This is a genomic window from Paenibacillus sp. FSL M7-0134, from assembly GCF_038007865.1.
Lineage (GTDB): Bacteria > Bacillota > Bacilli > Paenibacillales > Paenibacillaceae > Paenibacillus > Paenibacillus polymyxa_B.
Map to the genome: position 1 here is coordinate 449,294 of NZ_JBBOXV010000001.1, position 24,934 is coordinate 474,227.

The following is a 24,934-nucleotide window of genomic DNA, read 5'->3' on the forward strand; positions in this document are numbered from 1 at the left end:
TTACAAAAAAAATAAAACCCTGCCAAGACGAAGGCATCAATACACTAGTTCGTATTCTGCCTTCCTGCCTGTGCAGGGCTTTTAAAACTATGCTAAACGGTATCTATAGATCGACTGTCTGAAGCGCTTGACTACGCTCTGTATCCCGTTCAAGGATCGGCTTTAAGTATCGACCTGTATAGGATTCTTCGACTTTCACGAGCTGCTCCGGTGTCCCGGTAGCCAAGATCGTTCCACCGCCACTTCCGCCTTCCGGTCCCAAATCAATTAGATAATCGGCTGTTTTAATCACATCCAGATTATGCTCAATGACCAGCACCGTCTCTCCTGAATCAACCAAACGATGCAGCACCGTCAATAATCGGTCAATATCGTGAACATGCAGGCCGGTTGTCGGCTCGTCCAAAATATAAATGGTTTTGCCCGTACTGCGACGATACAATTCGGAGGCTAGCTTCACACGCTGTGCTTCACCGCCAGACAAGGTAGTCGCAGGCTGACCCAGCTTGATATACCCCAAACCTACATCCATCAGTGTCTGGATCTTGCGATGAATCTTCGGAATATTTACAAAAAACTCCGTTGCATCCTCTACCGTCATCTCCAGCACATCGGCAATACTTTTCCCTTTGTATTTAACCTCTAGGGTCTCCCGGTTATAACGCTTGCCTTTACACACTTCGCATGGAACATACACATCCGGCAGAAAATGCATCTCAATCTTGATGATGCCATCGCCTCTACAAGCTTCACAACGACCTCCCTTAACGTTAAAGCTAAAGCGGCCTTTCTTGTAGCCTCGTACTTTGGCCTCGTTCGTCTGCGAGAATAAGTCACGGATATCATCAAATACACCAGTATACGTTGCAGGATTGGAACGCGGTGTACGACCAATTGGCGATTGATCGATCTCAACAACCTTTTCGATATGTTCTAGTCCGCGAATTTCTTTATGCTGCCCTGGACGTACTCTCGCACGGTTCAGATCACGCGCCAACGTTTTGTACAAAATTTCATTGACCAGCGTCGATTTTCCAGAACCAGATACACCAGTAACAGCTGAGAAAACACCCAACGGAATTTTGACATTCACATTTTTGAGATTGTTCTCCTTGGCTCCGCGAATCTCCAGCCATTTATCAGCAGGCTTGCGCCGCTCGGTATTGACCGGAATGAACTTGCGTCCGCTCAAATACTGCCCGGTTAAGGAATTCGGGTCTTCCATGACTTCCTGCGGAGTCCCCTGCGACATGATCATCCCACCATGGATTCCAGCTCCTGGCCCGATATCAATGATATAGTCCGCCGCCATCATCGTATCTTCGTCATGCTCCACCACAATCAACGTATTGCCAAGATTACGCATATGCTCCAAAGCACTAATCAGACGGTCATTATCTCGCTGATGCAATCCTATACTAGGCTCGTCCAAAATATAAAGCACACCCATCAGACTGGACCCGATCTGTGTCGCCAGTCGGATACGCTGTGCCTCACCGCCTGACAACGTGCCTGCCGCACGGCTTAAAGTCAGGTATTCCAGACCAACGTTAACGAGGAATCCCAGGCGGCTGTTAATTTCTTTTAAAATGAGATTGGCAATCGACTTCTCCTTCTCACTCAGCTCCAGTGTATGGAAAAAGTTTGAGGCTTCACCGATAGACAAAGCTGTCACAAAAGCTATATTACGCTCTTGAATGGTTACCGACAGGCTTTCTTTTTTCAGTCGGTGTCCCTTACAAGTGTTACATGGCTTTGCACTCATAAAGCCTTCAATAAATTCACGTATACCCTCAGAAGCCGTATCACGATAACGACGCTCCAGATTGGGGATAATCCCCTCAAAGGTCACATAGGCTTCCTTACGTTGACCAAAATCATTCTCATAGCGGAAACGGATCTTCTGCTCTCCCGTTCCATGTAAAATGAGGTTCATTTGCTCTGTCGTCAATTGACTAACAGGAATGTCCTGTGGAATACCGTAGTGCTCGCATACTGACTGTAAAAATTGAGGATAATAAGTGGAAGTTCCACCACTCCAAGCCTGAAAAGCCCCATCCTCGACACTTTTTTCAGGATCGGGAATGAGCAAATCAGGGTCAACCACCATTTTAACTCCTAACCCATCACAATCCGGACAAGCGCCGAACGGACTATTAAAGGAAAACATTCTTGGAGACAGTTCATCTATGCTGAATCCACAAATAGGGCATGCAAAGTTGGAGCTGAACCGCAACTCCTCTTGCCCCATAATGTCTACAAGCAACTGCCCACCTGAAAGATTTAGTGCCGTCTCAATAGAGTCGGATAGACGCGCACGCACATCTTCCTTGACTACGATGCGGTCTACGACCACTTCAATCGAGTGCTTCTTATTCTTTTCCAGCTCAATCTTCTCAGACAATTCACGTAGTTCTCCATTCACACGTACCCGTACAAAGCCCTGCTTGGCTATATCAGTGAACAGTGTTTTATGCTCACCTTTGCGGCCGGATACCAATGGAGCCAGAATCTGCAGTCTTGTCTTTTCAGGATACTGCAAAATGCGGTCCACCATCTGTTCAACGGTCTGTGAAGTGATTTCAATGCCATGTTCAGGACAATGAGGATGACCCACCCGGGCAAACAACAACCGCAGATAGTCATAGATTTCGGTAACCGTTCCGACGGTAGAACGCGGATTCCGACTTGTCGTTTTTTGGTCAATGGAAATGGCAGGAGACAGACCGTCAATCGAATCAACGTCTGGTTTCTCCATTTGCCCGAGGAATTGACGGGCATACGCAGATAAAGATTCCACATACCGCCGTTGCCCTTCCGCATAGATCGTATCGAAAGCCAGTGACGATTTACCTGAGCCGCTAAGCCCTGTCAGGACGACGAACTTGTCCCGTGGAATCGTCACGTCAATATTTTTGAGATTATGCGCGCGTGCGCCTTTGATGATGATGCTTTCATTCGCCAAATGTTTCATCTCCTTAGCCGTAGTTCACGTCATGCTATATCGCATTGGATTATCCCATGGAAGTGATATATCGCAAAGAGAACGACCACATAGGCCGCCCTCACTATTTTTAAAAGCAAAGCAATCAAACATTTTATTTTCATATGTTTTGCTTCTAGCTTATTCTCAATGTTTAATCAGCTCGCAACTCCAGCAAAGCATCACGCAGCTCGGCTGCCCGCTCGAACTGTAGGTTCTTAGCGGCGTCTTTCATCTCTGCTTCCAGACGCTGAATGAGTGATTGACGCTCCTTCTTGGAAAGTTTACCCGTCTCATTAGGAAGGTAATCATTCTTTGACTCTGCCACCTTGGTTGCTTCAATAACATCACGAATCTTTTTACGGATGGTTTGCGGGGTAATCCCATGTTCTTCATTATACTGAATTTGAATCGCACGACGACGTTCCGTTTCCTTTAGCGCTTTATCCATAGAATCGGTAATTTTATCGCCGTACATAATAACACGACCGTCACTGTTCCGTGCTGCCCGTCCGATCGTCTGAATCAGAGAGCGCTCAGAACGCAGAAAGCCTTCTTTGTCCGCATCCAAAATCGCGACCAGCGATACTTCCGGCAAATCAAGACCTTCCCGCAACAGGTTGATCCCAATTAGCACGTCGAAGGTCCCTAGACGAAGATCCCGCAAAATAGCCATCCGCTCCAACGTCTTAATCTCGGAGTGCATATACCGAACCTTGATGCCTACTTCTTTTAAATAGTCAGTCAAATCTTCAGACATCTTCTTCGTAAGTGTGGTCACCAGTACCCGTTCCTCACGTTCCATGCGAAGCCGTATTTCATTAATGAGATCGTCAATCTGCCCCTTGCTCGGACGCACCTCAATAATCGGATCAAGAAGCCCGGTAGGACGGATAATCTGCTGTACCATCGTTTCGCATTTCTCCATCTCATAGGGTCCTGGAGTAGCCGATACATAGACGATTTGACTTACCTTGTCCTCGAACTCTTCAAACTTCAACGGACGATTATCCAATGCAGATGGCAAACGAAAACCATGTTCTACCAGTACATTCTTACGTGCTTGGTCACCGTTATACATGGCACGAATCTGCGGCAACGTAACATGGGACTCGTCAATGACGATCAGCATATCATCCGGGAAATAATCCATCAGCGTATATGGTGTTGCTCCTCGCTCGCGGAATGTCAGTGGACCTGAATAATTCTCGACACCGGAACAAAAGCCAACCTCTTTCATCATCTCGATATCATAGCGGGTACGTTGTTCCAAACGTTGTGCCTCTAACAGCTTCCCTTGCTCCTTCAACTCCGCTAACCGCTCTTCAAGCTCACGTTCAATGTTGACCAATGCTACCTTCATCGTATCCTCATGAGTAACGAAGTGAGATGCCGGGAAAATGGCAATATGATCACGTTCACCGATCAATTCACCCGTAAGCACATTAATCTCGGTAATTCGTTCAATTTCATCCCCGAACAGTTCTACACGTATAGCGTGTTCCCCGTGGGAAGCTGGGAATATCTCCACAACATCCCCCCGTACACGGAAAGTACCCCGCACGAAGTTGATATCGTTCCGCTGATATTGAATATCGACCAAGCGGGACAAAATCTGATTGCGGGGTTTCTCCATGCCGACTCTAAGCGAAAGCAGCAAGCTTGAATATTCTTTCGGGGAACCCAAACCATAAATGCAGGAGACACTCGCTACAATAATAACGTCACGACGCTCAAACAGAGAGCTTGTCGCTGAGTGGCGAAGTTTATCAATCTCCTCATTGATGCTGGAATCCTTCTCAATATACGTATCGGAAGACGGAATGTATGCTTCCGGTTGATAGTAATCATAGTAGCTGACAAAATAATCGACTGAGTTATTCGGAAAGAACTCTTTAAACTCACTCGCCAGTTGAGCAGCCAAAGTCTTATTATGTGCAATAACCAGCGTAGGCCGATTCAACTTGGCAATGGTCTGTGCGATGGTAAACGTCTTACCTGTTCCCGTAGCACCCAATAGCGTTTGATGCTTCTTTCCTTCTGCAATTCCCTCTACCAATTCAAAAATGGCCTGAGGTTGATCGCCTTGAGGTTGGAATTCCGACTGAATTTCAAAAGTCTTATCGCTAACAACGATATCACTCATTGCCCTGCATCACCCTTATCGTCTAAAATGGAAACATCATGATTTTACACCAGTCGAGCTTTAACGTCTTTACCTGTAACTCTATGTCGATATTTCCCGAGCAATGATACTTGGGAAATATGGTTGGATAAGAATGTTTGTTCCCGTATTATACCTCTTTCTTACCGTGGATGCAAACGATAAGTCTTGAATAGGAGTGAATTAAATTTTGGATATCACCATCGTATTGGGCATCATCGCCGGAATCATAGCATTAATCGGTGGCTTCTTATGGGAAGGCGGCGAATTTACAGGGCTGCTTCAAGGTACATCGGCTCTAATTGTATTTGGGGGAACTTTCGCCGCAGTTGTGATCAGCTACCCAGCTTCCAAGCTGAAGACGATCCCCACCGCTCTACGGATGGCATTTAGCCGTGAGGACAATCCTACGAAGCAATATATAGAAGATTTGGTTTCCATGGCGGCCACCTCACGCCGATCCGGTGTGCTTGCGCTAGAGCGTACTTCATCAGAGCATCCGAATGCATTTTTGCGTGAAGGTCTTCAGTTGGTCATCGACGGCACCGAGCAGGAGCAGATCAAACAGATTTTAGAGCTTGAGTTAGATGCCATTGAACACAAACATGAAGGGTACGCCAAAATATTTGAATCCGCAGGCGGTTATGCCCCTACGATGGGGATTATCGGTACTGTCATGGGCCTGATCCATGTACTGGGCAGCCTGACCGAGCCTACTGCGCTTGGTCCGTCCATTGCTGTTGCTTTTATCGCAACACTATACGGCGTTGCTAGCGCCAACCTGATCTTCCTGCCCATCGCATCCAAAATAAGAGCAGCCAGTGAGAGTGAAATTATCACAATGGATTTGCTGCTGCAAGGTATTCTGGCTATTCAAAACGGAGAGAATCCAAAGCTTGTACGCAAAAAGTTGGAGTTCTTTATCCGCTCAGAGCAAAATATAGATCACAAACCGCCTCGTCGCTCACGCACAGAGGACGCTTCTCCAAAGGAGGACTTCCATGAGAGCGCGCGGTAAGCGCCGTGGGGGTCAAGGAGGCGGCGGAGACCATCGTGACCGCTGGATGATTACCTATGCCGATCTGATCACCCTGCTGCTCATATTTTTCGTTGTGATGTATGCCATGAGTAGTCTGGATGCTAAAAAATACGATGTCGTTGTTCAATCCCTCCAGGATACGTTCCACAAAGGAGATTCTATTTTGGAGCAAGGCTCGGGCATTACAGGTACTGCCGATCGTTACACCAGCAAGAATCCACCCACGACCAAGCAACCGGCAGCCGATAGAAAGGAAGCTGGATCGACAAAGCTCACCGAACGTGAACAAGCATTTCGCACGCAGGAAAAAGAGCTGCAAAATTTAATGGGTGTCATTCAAGAATATATTACGGACAACAAACTGGAAAACCAGATTTTTGTGTCAGATCAGCCGCGTGGTATTGTCATTACGCTAAATGACCGCTTTTTATTCGATCAAGGTAGAGCTGCACTCAAGCAAGGCTCTGCCAACACGCTATCCAAGTTGGCCAGTCTGTTTCGAGATTTGAAAACACCGATTAGTATTGAGGGCCATACGGACAACATTCCGTTCACTCGCTCCTCGAACTCATCGACGTATAAGGACAACTGGGAGCTTTCCGGTGCACGGGCACTGTCCGTACTCCGATTCTTTCTCGACAGAGAGCAACTTTCACCCTCAGGATTTCAGTATGCGGGGTATGCAGATACCCGGCCGGTTGGTGACAATAGCACCGAAGCTGGACGACAAAAAAACCGTCGTGTCGAAATCACCGTGCTTCGCCAGCTTCAACAGTAAAACCCAAAAACCTCCTGAGTCACGCAATAACGTGAATCGGGAGGTTTTTTTGATACATATTCATCATTAATACATGGCTTCCCCTCTGATGTAGACGCAGAACAATAAACTGTACGAACAACGTGGATAAGAGCGGCGTACTAGATGCAATAGAGATTATTTTGTTTATTCTATATCCCACTATGTATTAGAAGCCCTGGTGAAGTTAGGTTTATCTTGTCATGATACTTGGAGATTAATAAGATAGGACAAGCTCGTGTTGCTTCTCTTGTATTTGTGAACTTTGGGGTATGCTCTGTTGTCTGCGATAGCTATATTTCCAGTCACTGTATTTATTAAGGAGTCGATCCAACTCCATGGACTTGATTAACACCCGTCGATCCTTCAATCCCACCTCATTCGCCAAATCATTTAGTTCCTTCCGCTTTTCTTCGATGCATTCCTCCAATTGTTTCCATTTCACATCAATAAACCTCCTGTTCGGTGTGGTATTTACATTAGTTTACAAGCTGATACCTTCCCTACAGGTTAAAAATATAATAAAACCCAATTCATCCCTTTAACGGGATGAATCAAAAAACCAGCCTTACTGAGGCTGGTTTTTTGATAAATATTAAGCTCCAGTTCCATGTCCAAAAACAGTAATAGTATGGGACAATTCAAAGAAACTAAAAAGCCCTATAATTAGCATGTATTTCAGGTTTTTTACTTGCATTGATTAAAACCTCCTCCATGATACTTTCATATTCTGCTTTTTGGTCTTTCGTGGCCTCAAGTCTGAATCTTTCGAACAAAGCTGTACAGACCATACACTTTTCTTTGTTATTGATTTCAAGATATTTTCTTAAGCTTTTTAAAATATAATAAACACCTTTCTCATGGAAAAGGTTATTAAACATATATATGGCCAGTTGGTAACACAAATCAGCATAAGTGTCATAACTAAATGACTGCTTATAGTAACTCGTACCAACAGATAATTCAGTATTAAAGGACGTCAGTTCGTTAGAAAACTGCTGTAAAATATGTTCTATCAAAAAATCATACTTGTTAGCCGACTCTACTATCGTTAATAACCCCAATAAAATTTCGGGAGGGTTACTTTTAAGAAATTGAATATACATTGGCAAACTACTTGTATCACCCATAAGAATATTCAAGTTAAGTTGATTAGCATTTGCCCAAAGTGTGAACCTTTGCACTTCTTGCTGACCAATTTCCCCTAAATCTTCAAACCAACTCAAATCGGCATAGCCAGAAATAAACTGCATGGCCTCTTCATATTTTCCTTGTTTTTCCAAAGCATTTCCCTTCGTCAAGTAACCTTGACCATAGTAGACAACTAAATGTCTCTCAGTTTTCAATGTAGAATTCTTTTTATTAGTTTCTCTACTTTTACATACAATAGTTGCAAGCGCTCTTAATTCATCTGCATAACGCTCTGCTTCTTTCCAATGATGCAAGTTGTAATAAAGATTTGACAGTTTAAGCAGACCATCTAAATGATAATCTAAGGGTACCCGATTTCTAAAGGGTACGAATCTTAGTGCAACTTCCAAATTTATCTTCATATTTTCACTAACAGATATTGAAAAAATTCTATAGTGACTGATAGCCAACCTCTCAGAATGTTGGTATTTCTCATTTTCAATGACACATTCATAGAAAGGAATTGCCTCTTTTAACTTCCCTTCTTCATAAAGCTCCTCTGCCAAAGCAAAGATTGTTGGAATGTGGTTAAGATCTTCCATTAAGCGTGAGAGCACTTTCTCCACACACCTCAGATTTCCTACTTCAACACAACGTATAAGGAATGGTTTAACTCTTTTCCAATGAGGTCTTCCATCGTAAAAGCATTCATCCACATACAGGTCATACAACCAGCCCTCTGGATAATTAAATGCTTTGGTAATCAAGTCCATTTGTCTTACAGAGATAGGTTTAGGCGGATTGCCGTTAAGCATAGCACTAAATATGCCCCGGTTAAGCCCCGTAGCTTGTCCAAAACTATTAAAAGTGTAGCCACCAAGTTTTAGTTCTTTCTCAATTTCCGAACGGATCGTGGTTGCATTTTCCAATAAAAACACCCCCGGCGTATTCAGATGATTTTAAAAAATCACCCTCCTCGACAATCAATTACAATATACTAGAAATTATATGAATAAATTGGATGACGGTCAACCCCTTTTCTACACTGATTTATTATATTATGGAATTTGATGTTTATTAAAATAGTTCTTACAAGAACTAAATACTGAATAATTAAGGCAATTTAATTACCTCCACGCTTAATCCAGCTTTGTCTACACTCATACTATAGGAGTGTGGGTTGTCTATGGAAACAACGAAACTTTTAGGAACGAAAATCCGTCAATTTCGAAAATTGCGGGGTATTACACAAGAACAGTTAGCAGAAGCATCCGATTCAACAGGTTCCTATATCGGCAAGTTGGAGCGCGGTGAGGTCAATGTGCAGATCAAGACATTGGAGAAAATAGCAGAGGCGCTGAACACGAACGTATTTGCATTTTTTGACTATAATCCATATGAAGAACTCAAAAGCCAGCCCTGGATTTGGGAATGCATTCATATACTTTCCCAGCAGAATGAAGCAGGGCAAAATAAAGCTTATCGCATATTGAAGGAACTGTTCTCTTCTTCACAAAGCGAGCTTTTGGAGAGTAGCTCCGACACCCCTGATACACATGAGGAATAGTAAATTTCACTCAATTAACATGTACGAAAAATTAAAAGAGCTGTGTGATCCCCTACTCTAGGTAGAGAAACACAGCCCTTTTTGTTCTAAGAGGTCATTTGCCTCATACTAATTTCCACTGCTTGTAACACTTTTTTATATTCTGTCCGTTGTTCTTCGGTCGAGTGATCCTTATATTTCTCAAATAATAGCGTGATGGACTTGATATAGTAATTCTTATCGTTTAACTCTGAGGAGGCTTTTAAACTAATCAGCATACTGTCTATTGCCTCGGTATAGCTTCCTTTACTGAAATAGTATCGACTAAGCTCAAGAAAAAAACGAGAATATGTCAGCAGATCATTATTTGTATGATAATACGAAATATTTGTACGTAGCTCCCTAAATTCATTAATATTCTCAGCAAAAAGAGCCAGAGTATCGTCTACTGAGTAACTGTAATGATTGGCCGATTCTATAATGGTCAATAGCCCAAGTAATATTTCCTGAGGATTATTTCTAATAAGTTCAACATAGGCAGGCAAACTAGCCGTATCCCCCATCAGAATTTCTAAATTCAAACGGTTTGCTATTCCCCATATTTCGAATTTCTGTGCCTCTATCATTCCAATCTCATCCAGACCTTCAAATCCAGTTAGATTTTCATAGTAAGGTATGAACTTCATAGCTGCTTCATATAGCCCTTGTTTTTCGAAGGAGTTTCCCTGCATTAAATAGGCTTGACCATAATAAACGATTAGATGTCTTTCTGTATTTAAACGTATAACTTCGCGATTCTTCGCCCTCGCTTGAGCTTGATGCCAATAAATGCTTGTGACTAGTACCTCAAGTTCCTTCGCATAGTGTATAGCCGCCTCATAATCATAAAATTGGAAATATGCATTAGTCAATTTTAACAACGCGTCTAATTGGTAATTCTCGGGAAGATTCCTCCGAAACGGTGCAAACTTTATAGTTGCTTGACGATTATTATCCAAGTCAGTATTCAGAGAATAACAAAACAAACGATACTGGCAGATTGCCAACCGCTCCGAGTGGTAATATTTTTCATTTTCAATTACACACTCATAAAAGGGAGTAGACTCCTTTTTCTTTCCTGCTTCGTGTAGTTCTTCTGCAAGCTCAAATATCGTCGGTACATAGGACAAGTCCTCGGTTAGTCTTGACAGTACCTTTTGAATACAGTCTTCCCTCCCTAACTCTACACAACGTAATAAAAAAGGCTTAATCCGTTTCCAGTGTCCTTTTCCCTCATAAAAGCATTCATCTATGTATAACTCATACAGCCAGCCTTCGGGATATCCCAATGCCTTGGTAATCAAGTCCATCTGCCGAACCGAGATCGGCTTAGGTGGGTTGCTGTTAAGCATGGTGCTAAATATACCACGGTTAATTCCAGATATTTTACTGAAACTGCTAAATGTATATCCCCTTTGCTTTAGTTCTGTCTCTATCTTCGAGCGGATCGTAGGTGTATGTTCCATGCTAATCCCTCTCTTTAGCTTGAAAAATTATATTTTTCATCTCTTCTAACGTTATAAGGTAATTTTGGTTCGTGATTCCTTAAACCTGAATATAATAATCAAACATATCTCTTGGAGTATTTTTGTACAAAAAATGAGCAGGTAGGATACTAAATCCCCCTGCTCATTTCAGCGATGGTATTTATATCATTTTAATTAGCTGCCGGTTCGGTTCCCCAAACAAGTACGCCATTATGATACAACGTAGCTTTCGTATGATCGGCATATGAAGTTTGCGTGCCTTTATACGAGTAATCGTCACTTTCGTTATAGTTCGACCAGTCTGTTTTATGAATTCGAGTTTGGATTTCGCCCGTGCTTTCTCCAGGTGCTAACACGCCTGCACCCGATTGGAAGCTGACTTCCAAATAATAATCAGCGCCAGTTACGGCTTTATCCATTTTAACCAGTTTACCATTCAGCTTCGAGCAGCTCAGCACCGCATAGTCGCAGTTAAATGTCTGATCACGGTCACCGTCGATCGTGTAGTAGTAGCGAAGTTTCAACTCGTTGATCGGTACGGAGGTTGTACCTTTATTTAAAATTTGGAAATGCGGCTTCAAGTTATTGTCGTTCACATTTGTATCCGCTGTGCGATACTGGAGCACCAATCCCGTTGTCGGCTGCTGAGTATCCGCTTTCGGCGCTGCGCTAGCCGTGTTCGAAACCGTTTGACCTGCATCGTTCTTCGCTACGACTTGGTAATAGTACGTCGTGTCTGCTGTTACGGCTGTGTCGGTGTAGCTGCTTCCGTATACATCGCTCGCTACTGTGGCGAACGCGCCGTTTTCAACCGTCGAACGCTTCACTTCATAGCTTGCTGCATTCGCTGATGCTGTCCAGCTCAGCTTTACTTTCGCCGTTTCGCCCGCTGCGTTCAGCGTGAAGCTGCCCGGTACTGACGGTTGCTCGGTAATGCCATACGTTTTCAAGTTAGTCGGGAGCTTTTCAAGCGTAATGACGTTCGGATGATTATACACTTTTTTCAGATGCTCAAGACTGTTTTGTTTGCCGTCTCTCAAGAAATCCCCATACCATGTAGCGAACCAGCTCCAATGGGCTTGATACGCCTTCATCAGATCAGGGTCCGGGATAGGTCCGTTTTCGCTCATGGCAACTAGCTTTTTGTCCTTGCCCAATGTAACAAGGTCTTCATATTTTGCAATTTGCGGGCTGTAGTCGCCTGCTTGCGGATAAGAGTCGAAGCTCAAAATATCCACATACTCATGTCCCGGATACCAGTCGGGAGCAACAGAGTTCCAGACCCAGATCAGATTGTTCAATTTGTGCACATTAGTCAAACGATCGTGCATCAAAATATACAATTTTTTAACAGGCTCAGGACCTTTAGCGCCCCACCAGAACCATTTGCCTTCCGCTTCGTGCAAAGGACGGAACAGGACAGGAACTTTCGCATCCTGCAACTTCTTCAATTGCCCTGCAATCACATCGATGTCGCGAATAAGCAATTTATAATCTTCGGACTCTGGATGATTCATCGCATATTCTATATCGAATGTAGTCGAATCGGCATAGAAGCCTCTCCACCATTCTTTTCCCTGCGTATCGATCAGACCTTTCGGCGCGTTCCAGTGCCATGCAAAGGTAACGATGCCCCCTTGCTTATCCCATTCAATCGCCTTTTCCGTCTCTGTGGAACTAAGACCGTGTTCCGCTCTGCTTGGGGAATAGTCAATCAGGTCAAGTGCCGCAATAGCCGGCTTTTTACCTACATTCGCTTGAAGCCAATCAATTTCGGGCATATCCTCTTGACCGGAAAGCATATTCTTCCCGTATTGATCAACCAGATAGTTCATCAATGCTCTTGCTTCTACCGTCGCATTCGGATTGGTGAGCGTTTTGGTTACTGCATGTGGTGGACGGTCAGCAGCTGGCTCCAGCTTGACGTAGTCGATATCATACCAGCCCCAGCCTGTTTCAAAACCGATCGTATTCGCCCCTGCATTCAACAGAACCTTACCACCGGAGGTTTCTTTAAAATCAGCCGATTTCCAAAGTACCAGCTCGCCAGACGCTTTGCCGTTTAAAGAGAAGTTGGTGCGTTTGTCATCATGAGGCGAACGGTAGCCGATTGTAAGATTGTACAAGCCTGCCGCCTCTGCCTGGATCGTCATCGTCAGGGAATCCCCTGCATTGTGGAAATTAGTTACATAACCAGTACCGGAGAAGCCGGTCCCGCTGGATTCCACAATGGTTCCCTTCAGCGTGCCATCTTCGGCTTCATAGCGATCCTGTTCGTCTACAGGCGTTCGCGGAACCGCTTTCAAAACATTGGATTCGCTCGTTCCCGTCTTTGTTTTTGCGGTTATTTTATAATAATAAGAAGTGCCGTTCGTTACGTTCGTATCCGTATAAGACGTTTCGACCAAGTTGGATGCTACAGCAGCAAAAGGACCGTTTTCATACGTTGCCCGCTGTACGCTGTAACCTACAACTCCGCTGGAAGCGTCCCAGGATAAATCGACTTTCCCATCGCCAGCCTCAGCCCTCAGCGCAAAGCTTTCAGGATTTTCTACAGGCGTATCATTGCCAGCAGTCAACACGATGTGATAAGCCGTCAAAGGCGGTACTGTATAGGTAAAGCGGTTGCCTGAAATTTGCGTAATTGGCGCTGCTTCCTTAATTTGCGAGCTATTTTTGTCGAAGCCCCATACTTTACCGGAACCGTAAGTCGTCTCGCCGGAAAGATCAAATTGGGCGTCGAATGCACTGTCCATGCTTTTATTCATGACAACGAGGTGCAGTTCTTTGTAGGATGCATCCGTTACGGAAGCATGCACCGAGCTATTAACAATATCCGACGTTTGCGCATGAACGCTGATATCACCGAAAGTAGAGCTTTTTCCGTCAAAATTGCGGTAAAGCTTGTAAGCGGCACTAACGTAGTTATTAGCACCATCCTTTAACTTCCAGTAGTTTGCCATATAGACGTCGTTTTTGCCCAAGATGCCCAGCACATCAGTCATAGCGATACCGCCGGAAATATCATTTTCGCCGCCATAGCTATACTCAGTCAAAGCCAGCTTGGTTCCCGGGTAATACTTATCCACCGACTGCTTTAATCGAGGCAGTATAGGCAAGAATTCGCTGTTCCATTGAGCAATCCAGCTATCTTCCTTGTAGGTCGGATCCCACAAAGTACGAGGCGCTTGCATTCTGGCTTTCTTCGTTTCGTCGTTGCCTACTTCATTTGTAATTCGTATGCCCCCGCCCATCGCTTCAGGATACCAGTGTACATCGAAGACATCCAGCAATCTCTTGCCTTCGGCTTGCGAGCTGAGACGCATTTGATCCAGGTAATAGTCCACGAACCAGCTGTAGTTGCCTTTTACAGAGTTCCAATCAGGTGCAGTTTGAAGATCTTTATAGGCGCCAAAACCGTAAAGAACGGGCCCAAAAATTTCCGCACTCGCGTCAACCGCTTTAACAGCTTTGGATAAACTTACCGACCGGTCTACCAACTCTTTGGCTCCAACCTTTTCACCATGAATACGCGGATGCGTATGCGACCAGAGAGCGGGTTCATTGTCGAGCGCATATCCTTTCACGCCCGTTTTTGTTGAAGCAACGCCGTACTTTTTCACTAAAAAGTTGACGAATTCATCCGCATAAACCTGATTGTCATTCAGATCAGGCTGTAGTTGGAACGGCGCATTTTTAGCGTTTACGACCTCATTCCACCGAGCGGAAGGAGCCTTTTCGCTTTCCTGCACACTTCCGTTTCCATCCTTGGCCACATAACCGGCCATCGGCAGCGTAACTAAAGAATAAGTGCCCAGCTTCAGCGATTGATCATGAAACGAAGTCGTCACCGCCCCCGGCTTTTCACATTCAGCTTTTGTCAGACCGCCATTGTTGCATAAATAGTTATCGCTGGATTGCTCCCAATCGCTTCCTGCATTGGACATATTGTTTTCCCAGTTGTATCCGGTCATTCGATTGCCACCAAGTCGTCTGGCAGTCAGATTCTCATCGCCTGCCAACTCCTGATTCGTACCGTAAATATAAGGGCTAATAGGCTTACGATCCTTGGATGTATCGACTTTAATGGTAACAGTCTTTGCCGTTTGACCGTGAACTACAGTTGGAGTCGGTAGAGCACCCCCTACTATAATCGTGCATGCCATGACGACAGGCAGCCATTTGGAACGTTTGGACCAAATACTACTACTATTTTTCGCCTTCATGCCGCTTCCTCCCTTCAATTTAAAAAGAGCGGCACCCATACGAATGCCCCTCCTTGAGGCTTTAAGGCCCCTTCCCTGTCACCAAACGAGCTTATCGTTCCGTTGCAGCGTCATATCCATGCTTGAAATGTTCCAGCCGAAAACAACACCCTCTTTCTTTGAAACTGGATTTATAATATTACCTTAACACAAAGGTATATTGACATTTTTAACTATTGTTTTAATTAGCTAGTATTAATTTCTTAAATAACCATATAGCTTGAGGTATCACAATAGCTCTTGCTCATCCACACTCGTCTTCCCTAGCGCACTTTATCCTTTTGAATAAGCTTATAATAGATGCGTGCAGGCTCTGATTCTCCAGTGGATAAAATGTATTCTGCCAAAGGTGCGCACAGTTTTTGGAGATAAAAGGAGTATAGCAGCTCGGCCGTGTCAAAATGAATTTTCAACACTTGCTTCATCAAGCCTTCGAATTTGGAGTAATCCAGTTCTTCCGGGGTAATATCAAACGGGTACTCAGGAAAGGTTTTTTTCTGAATTTCAACAAACTGCTCCCTAAGCTTCGGTTGATTGCCTGAACGGGCAGCCGAGAAATTCATCATAAAAAAAGATACAAAATCCGTCTCACGGTCACTTAACTCATAGTACTCACACCAACGCATGAATATCAGCGGTTTTACCATATATAAATCTCCTTTAACAAAAGTTCAGATTTATCATGAATCTTACAAAAATCTAGCGGGTTCCATCTTATGTAATATATAGGTTAAGCCCCATTTTAAAATATGATTCCTTAAATGAATTTTGCTTTTTAACATATCCCCTTCTTATATATCCATAAAAGTGCACAACAAAAAAAGACTGTTTCAGCATTTTAATGACGCTGACCAAGTCTTCTCATAATTATCCGTATATTCACATTCGTATTTATTCTAATCCTCTACATAGCTGCAAGGTTACAGGCTGCAAGTGAACACATAAGCGGGAGGGACATTGCAGTTTACCTTTTTAATCTGAATGTCAGCAAAAAAGGTGCGAAAAAAATTGTGTTTGACCTTGCTGTACTGGAACGTAATAAATTTGCCTTCCTGGCCCAAAACCTCAGCCGTTTGTCCCAAAATGAGGCTGGATAATGCAGCGGGCAAGCTGGTGAAAGGGAGCCCTGACACGACATAATCCACTTTTGGGACCTCATACTGTCGTATATACTGCGCTACATGCTCAGCCGATCCATGAATAATGTGTACCCTCTCCAGGTGTCCGTACTTGCTTTGTAGCGTTTTGTAAAACGATTCATTAGCTTCAATCACTAAAAGTAGCGTTTCTGGACGCTTGTTCGAAATAAGCTCTTGCGTAAACACACCGGTTCCTGCACCATATTCAATAATGCACGATGCTTTGTCAAAGTAAATCGGTGTGGCAATTTGTTTGGCCAACTGTCTTGAGCTGGGTATAACAGCGCCTACGCTACGTGGATGCCTGATGTACTCTCGAATAAAGTGAATCGCGTTCATCTTTTTCTCTCCCTGCTTGACACACATGATAGGCATTCGGTTCATCAACACTTCTTATTACATATTCATTGTATACCGATCAGAATATTGATTTCAAGCAGGCTACTGTCGGCATATAAAAAGAGCGTAGCCTTATTCGACTCTAATCAAATAATGACTACCCTCTTGTTGTAACATCTATTTGTCCATGGTATCCAAATGTGCACCCTCTGCCTGCGATGCCTGTCCAGCTTTACGTCGTCGTGCGCCTATATGCATGGCAACAATCCGATAGATGGAGGCTGGCTGTATGGATACGGCCCAGCTCGCGTCTGCATCCGGTGCAAGCACGACCCCTAGCTGGTGATGATCGCCATCGTACATGCCTCGCTGCACAAACTTGCTCTCGCCCTGCAGATTGCGTACCTCCAGCTTACAAAAAGCAGAGTTGATTCGCAAGGCCTGGTGTAACTCGGCACGGGTATTCACAACAACCCCATTCACGCGGTAAATGGCCTCGCCCGGCAGTATGCCCATGGCTGTCGCTGGACTGTCTGGCAGCACAGCGAGAACACGCATCCCTTGCTCCGGATGGACAAACATCGGGCTAAGACGACTTTCCTCTATATTACCATACCAGATCAGCGCCTCATGAGCCAGAAAGGAGAATAATGCTGCGAGCAATATCAGCGGATTCCACCAAGCAGCCAGCAAGCTCAGCAGAAGTAAAGCCACACTGTACAGGAGCAAACGGTTCGAAGTAAGTACCGCCTTCTGTCGTGGTAGCTGGCCTAGCGTCACGCTACTGAAGCCCATTAGGACTGGCAAGGCTGCCAGCATATACCCGGTTCCGGCATCGCCGCCGAACAAAGGTGTCCAGGGAAGCATGAAGCCTCCCTGAGTCGGTACCAACAACAACAACGGAATGGGCCAGAGGTCTTCCATACGATAACCGCCAACCAATCTTCCCCGTTTGCCCTCGACAAACAGCGGAGTGGCCGCCTTCCCCCCTTGCCAGCGAACCAACAGCGCCTCAGCCACATGCAGCACGGCGACCAACACCAACAGTGCTGGAATATCCAATCCGCGGATGGCTGCTACTGACGTTCCGAGCGCTCCCCCAGGTTGCCAGCCACTGGCCACGTTTAAGAAAAACTGAACCACACCTAGCAGACCTACCGAATAAGCGAGACACAGGTAACGGACGCGTACCAGCATGAGCAGTAATGTCGCTACCCACAGGCACACGATGGAAGCCGAGTTCAGATGCACACTGACGAACATTCCCAGAGCAGATAGCGCCATTCCAGCAAGCAAACCACTCCATACGACACGCCAGGTCTCTGCAGTCCAGCTATGCATTTTGGTATGAAATAGCTTGCGCTCCAGCAGCATTTGCCGACGATAACCAAGTGCTACAATGAGTATTGAGATATAATAAAACGGCTGCAAAAGCAGGTACAAGCAAGCATTCAAGACGCTCCATCCCCATTGTAATGCCCATTCCAAGTCCATTCACACTCCTTATGCCCCTGGCCCGCTGTATAGCGGATCACGTACATTTCATATCCATTTATTCTATATGAAATTGCCAACGTAGGGAAGACAAACCGACAGACTGCAAATAAATCCCAATATAAAAGGAGGCTGTTTCCAGCCCCCTTGTTGTAGCCTCACTATTATTTCGCTGCGCTTGTCTTCATTTCCTTCCGAATCTCTTCAATCCCCTGCTTGAGTTGATTATCATTTTTCGGATCACGAATTTTCTCAATCAGCTTGGCTTCCATCGCTGCTGCTGTCTTCGCATCAATGATGCCGCTAGCCGTCAGCTTCGCTTGTTTTTGGAAAGCAATAACAGAGCTTTCAGTTACTTTGTCAAAATAGCCATCCTCGCGACCTGGTTTGTATCCCAAGCCTTGCAGAATGATTTGTGCATTTTTCACATCACTGCTATTCATATTGTATTTCAAGGACTTTTCCTTGTTCAACGGTGCTGCTGTGAAGTATTCAGGCTGTTCCACCGCAATATTCGGCTTAATCCCTTTTTTATGAATCCACGTTCCATTTGGCGTTAACCATTTGGCAATCGTGATTTTGAGCAGGCTACCGTCACCCATTTGCTTGTCATAGCTGGTTTGTACAGTACCTTTACCAAAGGAATTTTCCCCGATCAACACAGCACCTGCTGATTGCTGGAGAGCACCTGCCAGAATTTCGGACGCACTTGCGCTGCCTTTATTCATTAGCAAAGTCACTGGATAGTTCTTACGTGATCCTTTGGATTTCTCTTCTTCACGCTTCTGATTCTTGTCTTCCACTTGTACAATCGTTTTGCCAGAAGGTACAAATTGCTGTGCAATATCAATGACCACGGAAAGCACGCCGCCCGGGTTATTACGCACGTCAATGACGAGCCCTTTAAGCCCTTGTTTTTCGAGCTTCGCTAACTCTTCCTTGAAACGTTCTGCTGTATTCAAGGAGAACTGGGTGATCGTGATGACGCCTACACCGTCGCTTTCCATATGAGCCGTTACAGTTTCCATATCAATGTTGTCACGGGTAATCGTGTATTCGAGCGGATCAGGAGAGCCACTGCGCTGAATTTTGACTTTTGCCTGACTGCCTTTAGGCCCACGGATTTTGGAAACGGCCTTGTTTAGATCCAATCCGTCCAGTGTTTCACCATTAACAGACAAAATAATATCCTTAGAGCGTAACCCTGCCTTCTCTGCCGGGGAGCCTTTAATTGGCGTGACTACAACTACTTTCCCGTTTTCGGCAGCTACTTCGGCTCCGATCCCAGTAAAAGAACCTTCAATGGATTGCTCGAATTGTTGGGCAGTTTCTTTACCCATATAAGAGGAATACGGGTCGCCGAGCGACTCCATCATACCATTGATGGCGCCATCCACCAGCTTGGTACGATCCACATCCTGATAATATTGTCCCTGAATCAGGTCCATCGCCGTCTCGATTTTGCGGATATCACTTCTGGAGGTAGAACTGCTACCTGTCACACTCGCCAGCAGTCCTTCGCCCAGAGCGCTGTTCCCTACTGTAGTCGTTCCAGTATAGGCAAAAGTGAGCAGACTGCCGCCAAGCAGCCCGATCACCATCAAGAGTATCGCTGTACTTTTTTTCAACATCTAATCGTCCACCGCCTTCTCATTATCTTGTATCCTATTGCCTTACAACGCATATCCATCCACGAAGTATACGTCTAGCTTGTACGGAATATGTTAATTGTATCCTACTCCGTGTCTCAATGCACATGTTCTTCATCGGATATTAACCATTACAGCAAAGCCCTATCTACAACCGTAATGGCTATAAATAGGGCTTACCTTATCTACTATAAATAGTTCATCGGATTTACAGGTTTGTTATTTTCGCGCACCTCAAAATGACAGTGAGGTCCTGTGGAATTGCCCGTCGAACCAACTTCTGCAATTTTTTGACCACGTTTCACAGTCTGCCCGGTATGAACCACCGTACCGCCATTGCGAATGTGTCCGTATAGGGTCCATAGCCCGTCTCCATGGTCAATCACAACCGTATTTCCATAGCCACTCCACCATTCGGCAACAATGACAACACCATCTTCGGCTGCATGAATATCGGTTCCCTGAGGAGCCGCCATATCAACACCTGTGTGGCCTTTAAGCTTGCCGGTAATCGGATGTACCCGCATGCCAAAAGTAGATGAAAGTCGGTAATGGGATACAGGCGAAGCCAATGTGCCCGTTCCGCCTGTATACGTACTGGCTGCCGCATGGCTGGAATTCGAGGCGGCACCTGAGGATGAAGATGCATATCGTTTGGCTTCAGCCGCACGTGCAGCCGCTCTAGCGCGTGCTGCTTTGGCAGCCTGCTCCGCTCTAAGCTTGTTCTTCTCCTGCACCAGACCCACACGCTTGTTAGCGAGTGCTACCAGCATGTCATTTTGCTCTTCACTGATTTCATCTGACTCAGCAATATCATGATCGTAATTGGAAATCAGTCTTTGTTTCTCTTTTTCCTTCGAATTCAGTTCTGCTTTGGCGTCCTGCTTGAGCGCATAGAGCTTCTTGGCATTTTTATATTCCGTGTCCAGCTGTTTCTTCTTGCTTACGACCAATGCCTTGTCCTTTTTATGCTCGTCCAACAGGATTTGATCCTGCTCCACGATCGTTTTCAAGGAATCTACCCGGCTGAGAAAGTCACTAAAACTGGACGAAGACATAAGCACGTCCATATATGAGACGGTTCCATCCGTATACATCAAACGCACACGAGTTTCCAGCATTTTTTCCCGTGACTGGATACGATCAATTGCCTCAGCTAAATCTTTTTTAGTCGCACGCAGATTATCTTCCGTTTGATCAATCTGAACCGCAACACGAGTCAGCTGATCACTGACGCTGTTAATCTGATCAAGTACAATTTTCAGGTTTTGCACGGTTTTATTTTTGTAATGTTGGGCATACTGTTTATCTTGAGCAGCCTTTTCCTGTTGTTGCTTGGCAGATTGGGCCTGCTTTTCCAATTGGTTCAGCTGCGAATTGATTTCACTCATGCTTTTGGCATATCCGTCAGAAGGCTGGATTAGCAATGCGGCTACCAAGGTAGCGGCCAACACAGATCCTGTTTTTTTCAACTTGCACTCCCCATCCTTTATCGCAAAATAACACCGGGCTTCCCCGTTCTAATTGATACCGACCACGACGTCCAGCCAACGCTTCTTTATACTTTTAAGAACTTGCGCATAGACAGGGTACTGCCAACAATTCCGACCAGCATACCCAAAATAATCAGCAATGCACTCAACTGAATCCAAATGCCTTCAAGTGGCATAAGCTTCAACATATTCAGAGCTATATCGCCCTGAACGGCGGTCAGCAAACGCTGATAGCCAGTAAATAAAATACCTACAGTAATAAGGGAACCAATAAGACCAATAAGCGCGCCTTCAATAAAAAACGGCCAGCGTATAAAAAAGTTGGTCGCACCGACCAGCTTCATAATGCCAATCTCTCTGCGTCGTGCCAATATGGTCACGCGAATCGTATTCGAGATAAGGAACATGGACATGATCGCCAGTCCGGCGACGAATATAAAGCCTACATTACGTATGAGCTTCGTAATCGTAAAGAGCGTCTCTACGGTGCCTTTTCCATAACGAACCTTTAAAATCGGTTTCTCTGGATGCAACGTATTCAGCTTCTCAATCTTTTCAGCCACAAATGGAACCGTTGTTGGTTCAATAACCTCTACCACAATTTTGTCCGGGAGTGGATTGCTGTCCTTGTCAAAACCCTCCAGCAGCTCCTTGCCGCTGTCTCCCAAATCTTTGCGCAGCTCCTCCAAACCCTGAGCTTTAGTCACAAAGGTCGTTTTGCTGATTTCCGGCATCGCCGCGATTTCCTTTTGCAGTGTTTCGCGCATGTTCTGCTCTACATTTAGCTCCAGAAATACGTTAACCTCTACCTGACTATCTGCCTGATCAGCCAGGGAATTGACGTTGAGCACCAGCATGATAAATACGCCCAATATAAGTAATGACACAATAATCGAGGTGACGGATGCCACGGACATCCAGCCATTGCGGAATATGTTTTTGAAACCTTCCCGCACATGACGTAAGAAGGTATTAAAAGTCATATCCGTACTCCCCTCTTACCTGATCCCTTACGATGTTGCCATTCTCAATAGCAATTACGCGTTTACGCATGGAGTTCACGATGTCCTTATTGTGGGTCGCCATCACAATGGTCGTACCCCTAAAATTAATTTCGTCCAGCAACTGCATGATCTCCCACGATGTCTCGGGGTCCAGATTTCCCGTAGGTTCATCGGCAATGATCACGGAAGGATTGTTTACGATGGCCCGTGCAATCGCTACACGCTGTTGCTCCCCACCGGAAAGCTGGGCAGGCTCACGATTCATTTTTGTTTTCAAGCCAACCAGTTCAAGCACTTCTGGTACCCGTTTGCGAATCAGCTTCTTGGGAGCTTCAATAACTTCCATAGCAAAAGCCACATTCTCATAAGCCGTCAAACGCGGCAAAAGGCGGAAATCCTGAAAAATGACTCCGATGTTACGACGAACGTAGGGAATTTTACGCTGCTTGAGCTTCCCGATATTAAAACCATTGACTGAAATTTGCCCCTTGGTAGGTACTTCTTCTCTATAAATAAGCTTCATAAAAGTCGATTTCCCCGCTCCAGACGGGCCGACTACGTATACAAATTCATTACGGTCAATTCTGACCGATACTCCTTGAAGTGCGTGGGTTCCGTTAGTATAGGTCTTCCACACATCCTGCATTTCAATCACTCGATCACTTCCCGCTGCTTAATCATATTACGCATAACCTAATATCCATTCGACATATTCCATGCATTTCCTTTAAAAACTTCTCTATTTCATCATACCGTTTATCATTGTAACAAATTTGTTACCTAAATAGTACCGAAAGTTTTCTGCTTTTGGCACATATATATGAATAATATGGCACACGAGTACGCTATCAAGCTTATCAGACAGGAGACATCTGCATTATGAAAAAAATTCATTTATCTGTCATTTGGATATGGGCTGGTGTTCTGGCGCTGGCCATGTTGTGGGGGGGACTTCATCTGTACGCCGACAGACAAACGCTGCCGGAGGGAGTGAGGGTCGGAGGAGTCAACGTAGGAAGCATGGATTACACATCCGCTCTCCGGCTGGTGGATAAAAAGCTGGATGCATTAAAGCAACGCCCACTGCTTCTGACGGACAGTGACAGCAGTGCACAGGATATAAAACTTACACTCGGGGAAGCAGGGATTCGTTATAAAGCGGAGGCATTTCGGAATGCCGTTAAGGCGCTCAGCTCGGAGCATCTATGGACTCGTGTGCAGACACGTTTTAGCTTCGAAAAGGAATGGTCTATCGCATCTTTCCGACAGAAGGAGATATTGAAAGCCCAATTCGGAGCCGATTGGGAGGAGCAACGATATGGCATGCCTATCAATGCTGTGCGTCAGATTGACGGGAATGATCAGGTTCGTTATATTCCGGGGCGCTCTGCGCGACGTCTGGATTGGCCCAAACTGGACGCCGCACTGGATAAGGCGCTGCCCAAGGATTTTACCGCTTCTGAGGAGCCGATACGAGTGGAATTACCGTTCCTTCAGCTGGAGCCGAAAATTTCGGTGGACAGCCTGCGTAACGAAGGGATTGAGCGTAAAATCGTCCAGTTCTCCACCAGTCTCGGCAGCAGCTCGGAAGGACGTGTGTATAACGTCAATTCAGCGGCAAGCACCGTTGATGGTTTAATTCTCAAGTCAGGCGACATATTCGACTACGGTCAATTGATTGCCAAGGCCGAGCGCACTCATGGCTTTCGTGAAGCTCCAGTGATCGTGAACGGTCAGTTGGAGTCCGGCATAGGCGGCGGGATTTGTCAGGTATCCAGCACGGTGTATAATGCAGCACTGCGAGTCGGTTTGGACATTGTTGAGCGCCGCAACCATTCCTTGCCGGTCAGCTACCTGCCCAAAGGTCAGGATGCGACTTTTGCTACAGGGTCCATTAATTTTCGTTTTAGAAACAATACAGGCAAGCATTTACTACTTCGTGCGGCTGTCCAAAACCGAACGCTTACTGTTAAATTTTTTGGTACATTTCCGTCCAATGTTTCGTATGAACTGGAATCCCATACGGTTCGCATACTTCCCATACCGGAGAAGAGATTCCGTAATGACTCCCTTTCCCCCGGCTTCTATCAAGTACTTCGGCAGGGCAAAGAAGGATATGTGGTAGAAACATTCCGGGTAAAAAAGGTGGACGGAAAAACCGTAAATCGGACCCGAATCAGCCGCGATACGTATCGAGCGCAGCAACGCATTATAGCTAGTTATGGCGGTGGCACATCGTCTGAGCCACAAACACGTGAACCCGAGAAGTCTATTGTCGAGGACGGTATAAGCGAATAAACGATAAATCCCCCTTCCACTGTCGGCTGGACTTGTTCCAGACAGAGTGAAAGGGGGATTTTAGCTAT

At 45.3% G+C, this 24,934-nt stretch carries 17 protein-coding genes; 4 read left to right on the forward strand and 13 right to left on the reverse strand.

All coding sequences use genetic code 11. From position 1 onward, the window contains the following. Positions 1-103: 103 nt before the first annotated feature. Positions 104-2,965 (reverse strand): excinuclease ABC subunit UvrA, encoded by a 2,862-nt coding sequence (uvrA, locus tag NSQ58_RS01925; protein ID WP_023990603.1) that lies wholly within the window; start codon positions 2,963-2,965, stop codon positions 104-106. A gap of 172 nt (positions 2,966-3,137) precedes the next feature. Beyond that, the gene (gene uvrB, locus NSQ58_RS01930) at positions 3,138-5,129 is read right to left on the reverse strand and encodes an excinuclease ABC subunit UvrB (RefSeq protein WP_068938857.1); all 1,992 of its coding nucleotides are present in this window, start codon (positions 5,127-5,129) and stop codon (positions 3,138-3,140) included. Between the two features lie 208 nt (positions 5,130-5,337). On the opposite strand from uvrB, the gene NSQ58_RS01935 reads away from it, so the two are divergent. Next, positions 5,338-6,165, forward strand: a complete 828-nt coding sequence (locus NSQ58_RS01935; RefSeq protein ID WP_028542113.1) for a flagellar motor protein — start codon at positions 5,338-5,340, stop codon at positions 6,163-6,165. Next, positions 6,149-6,964, forward strand: a complete 816-nt coding sequence (locus NSQ58_RS01940; RefSeq protein ID WP_068938859.1) for a flagellar motor protein MotB — start codon at positions 6,149-6,151, stop codon at positions 6,962-6,964. Before NSQ58_RS01935 ends, NSQ58_RS01940 begins: the two co-directional genes overlap by 17 nt. Positions 6,965-7,199: 235 nt before the next feature. Here the strand turns inward: NSQ58_RS01940 and NSQ58_RS01945 are convergent, their stop codons facing one another. Beyond that, positions 7,200-7,427, reverse strand: a complete 228-nt coding sequence (locus NSQ58_RS01945) for an aspartyl-phosphate phosphatase Spo0E family protein (RefSeq protein ID WP_023990607.1) — start codon at positions 7,425-7,427, stop codon at positions 7,200-7,202. Positions 7,428-7,632: 205 nt separating this feature from the next. After that, complete coding sequence (locus tag NSQ58_RS01950) at positions 7,633-9,042, reverse strand: DNA-binding protein (RefSeq protein WP_341056789.1); 1,410 nt, start codon at positions 9,040-9,042, stop codon at positions 7,633-7,635. 257 nt (positions 9,043-9,299) lie between these two features. On the opposite strand from NSQ58_RS01950, the gene NSQ58_RS01955 reads away from it, so the two are divergent. Next, positions 9,300-9,680, forward strand: a complete 381-nt coding sequence (locus NSQ58_RS01955; RefSeq protein WP_341056791.1) for a helix-turn-helix domain-containing protein — start codon at positions 9,300-9,302, stop codon at positions 9,678-9,680. 86 nt (positions 9,681-9,766) lie between these two features. Here NSQ58_RS01955 and NSQ58_RS01960 read toward each other — a convergent pair whose 3' ends face one another. The 9 genes from NSQ58_RS01960 to ftsE all read right to left on the reverse strand — a co-directional run bounded on the left by NSQ58_RS01960 (position 9,767) and on the right by ftsE (position 23,223). Then, positions 9,767-11,164, reverse strand: coding sequence for a DNA-binding protein (locus tag NSQ58_RS01960; protein ID WP_341056792.1), 1,398 nt, complete (start codon positions 11,162-11,164; stop codon positions 9,767-9,769). Positions 11,165-11,355: 191 nt separating this feature from the next. Continuing rightward, positions 11,356-15,411 carry a glycosyl hydrolase gene (locus NSQ58_RS01965; protein ID WP_341057729.1) on the reverse strand — a complete coding sequence of 1,352 codons (4,056 nt, stop codon included), beginning with the start codon at positions 15,409-15,411 and terminating at the stop codon, positions 11,356-11,358. A 302-nt stretch (positions 15,412-15,713) separates the two neighbouring features. Further along, the gene (locus NSQ58_RS01970) at positions 15,714-16,097 is read right to left on the reverse strand and encodes a hypothetical protein (protein WP_023990615.1); all 384 of its coding nucleotides are present in this window, start codon (positions 16,095-16,097) and stop codon (positions 15,714-15,716) included. 273 nt (positions 16,098-16,370) lie between these two features. Then, entirely contained in the window at positions 16,371-16,928 is a 558-nt protein-coding gene (locus NSQ58_RS01975) for a class I SAM-dependent methyltransferase (protein ID WP_341056793.1), read from the reverse strand. Between the two features lie 177 nt (positions 16,929-17,105). Continuing rightward, positions 17,106-18,422: a PDZ domain-containing protein gene (locus NSQ58_RS01980; RefSeq protein ID WP_076264487.1), complete on the reverse strand. Its 1,317-nt coding sequence runs from the start codon at positions 18,420-18,422 to the stop codon at positions 17,106-17,108. Positions 18,423-18,586: 164 nt separating this feature from the next. Next, positions 18,587-20,053: a S41 family peptidase gene (locus tag NSQ58_RS01985; protein WP_023990618.1), complete on the reverse strand. Its 1,467-nt coding sequence runs from the start codon at positions 20,051-20,053 to the stop codon at positions 18,587-18,589. A gap of 206 nt (positions 20,054-20,259) precedes the next feature. Beyond that, positions 20,260-21,543 (reverse strand): M23 family metallopeptidase, encoded by a 1,284-nt coding sequence (locus NSQ58_RS01990; protein ID WP_076156385.1) that lies wholly within the window; start codon positions 21,541-21,543, stop codon positions 20,260-20,262. An 86-nt stretch (positions 21,544-21,629) separates the two neighbouring features. Further along, positions 21,630-22,547: a permease-like cell division protein FtsX gene (ftsX, locus tag NSQ58_RS01995; RefSeq protein ID WP_013312238.1), complete on the reverse strand. Its 918-nt coding sequence runs from the start codon at positions 22,545-22,547 to the stop codon at positions 21,630-21,632. Further along, entirely contained in the window at positions 22,537-23,223 is a 687-nt protein-coding gene (gene ftsE / locus NSQ58_RS02000; protein ID WP_023990620.1) for a cell division ATP-binding protein FtsE, read from the reverse strand. Before ftsE ends, ftsX begins: the two co-directional genes overlap by 11 nt. A 224-nt stretch (positions 23,224-23,447) precedes the next feature. On the opposite strand from ftsE, the gene NSQ58_RS02005 reads away from it, so the two are divergent. Beyond that, positions 23,448-24,866, forward strand: coding sequence for a VanW family protein (locus tag NSQ58_RS02005; protein WP_341056794.1), 1,419 nt, complete (start codon positions 23,448-23,450; stop codon positions 24,864-24,866). Positions 24,867-24,934: the final 68 nt, after the last annotated feature.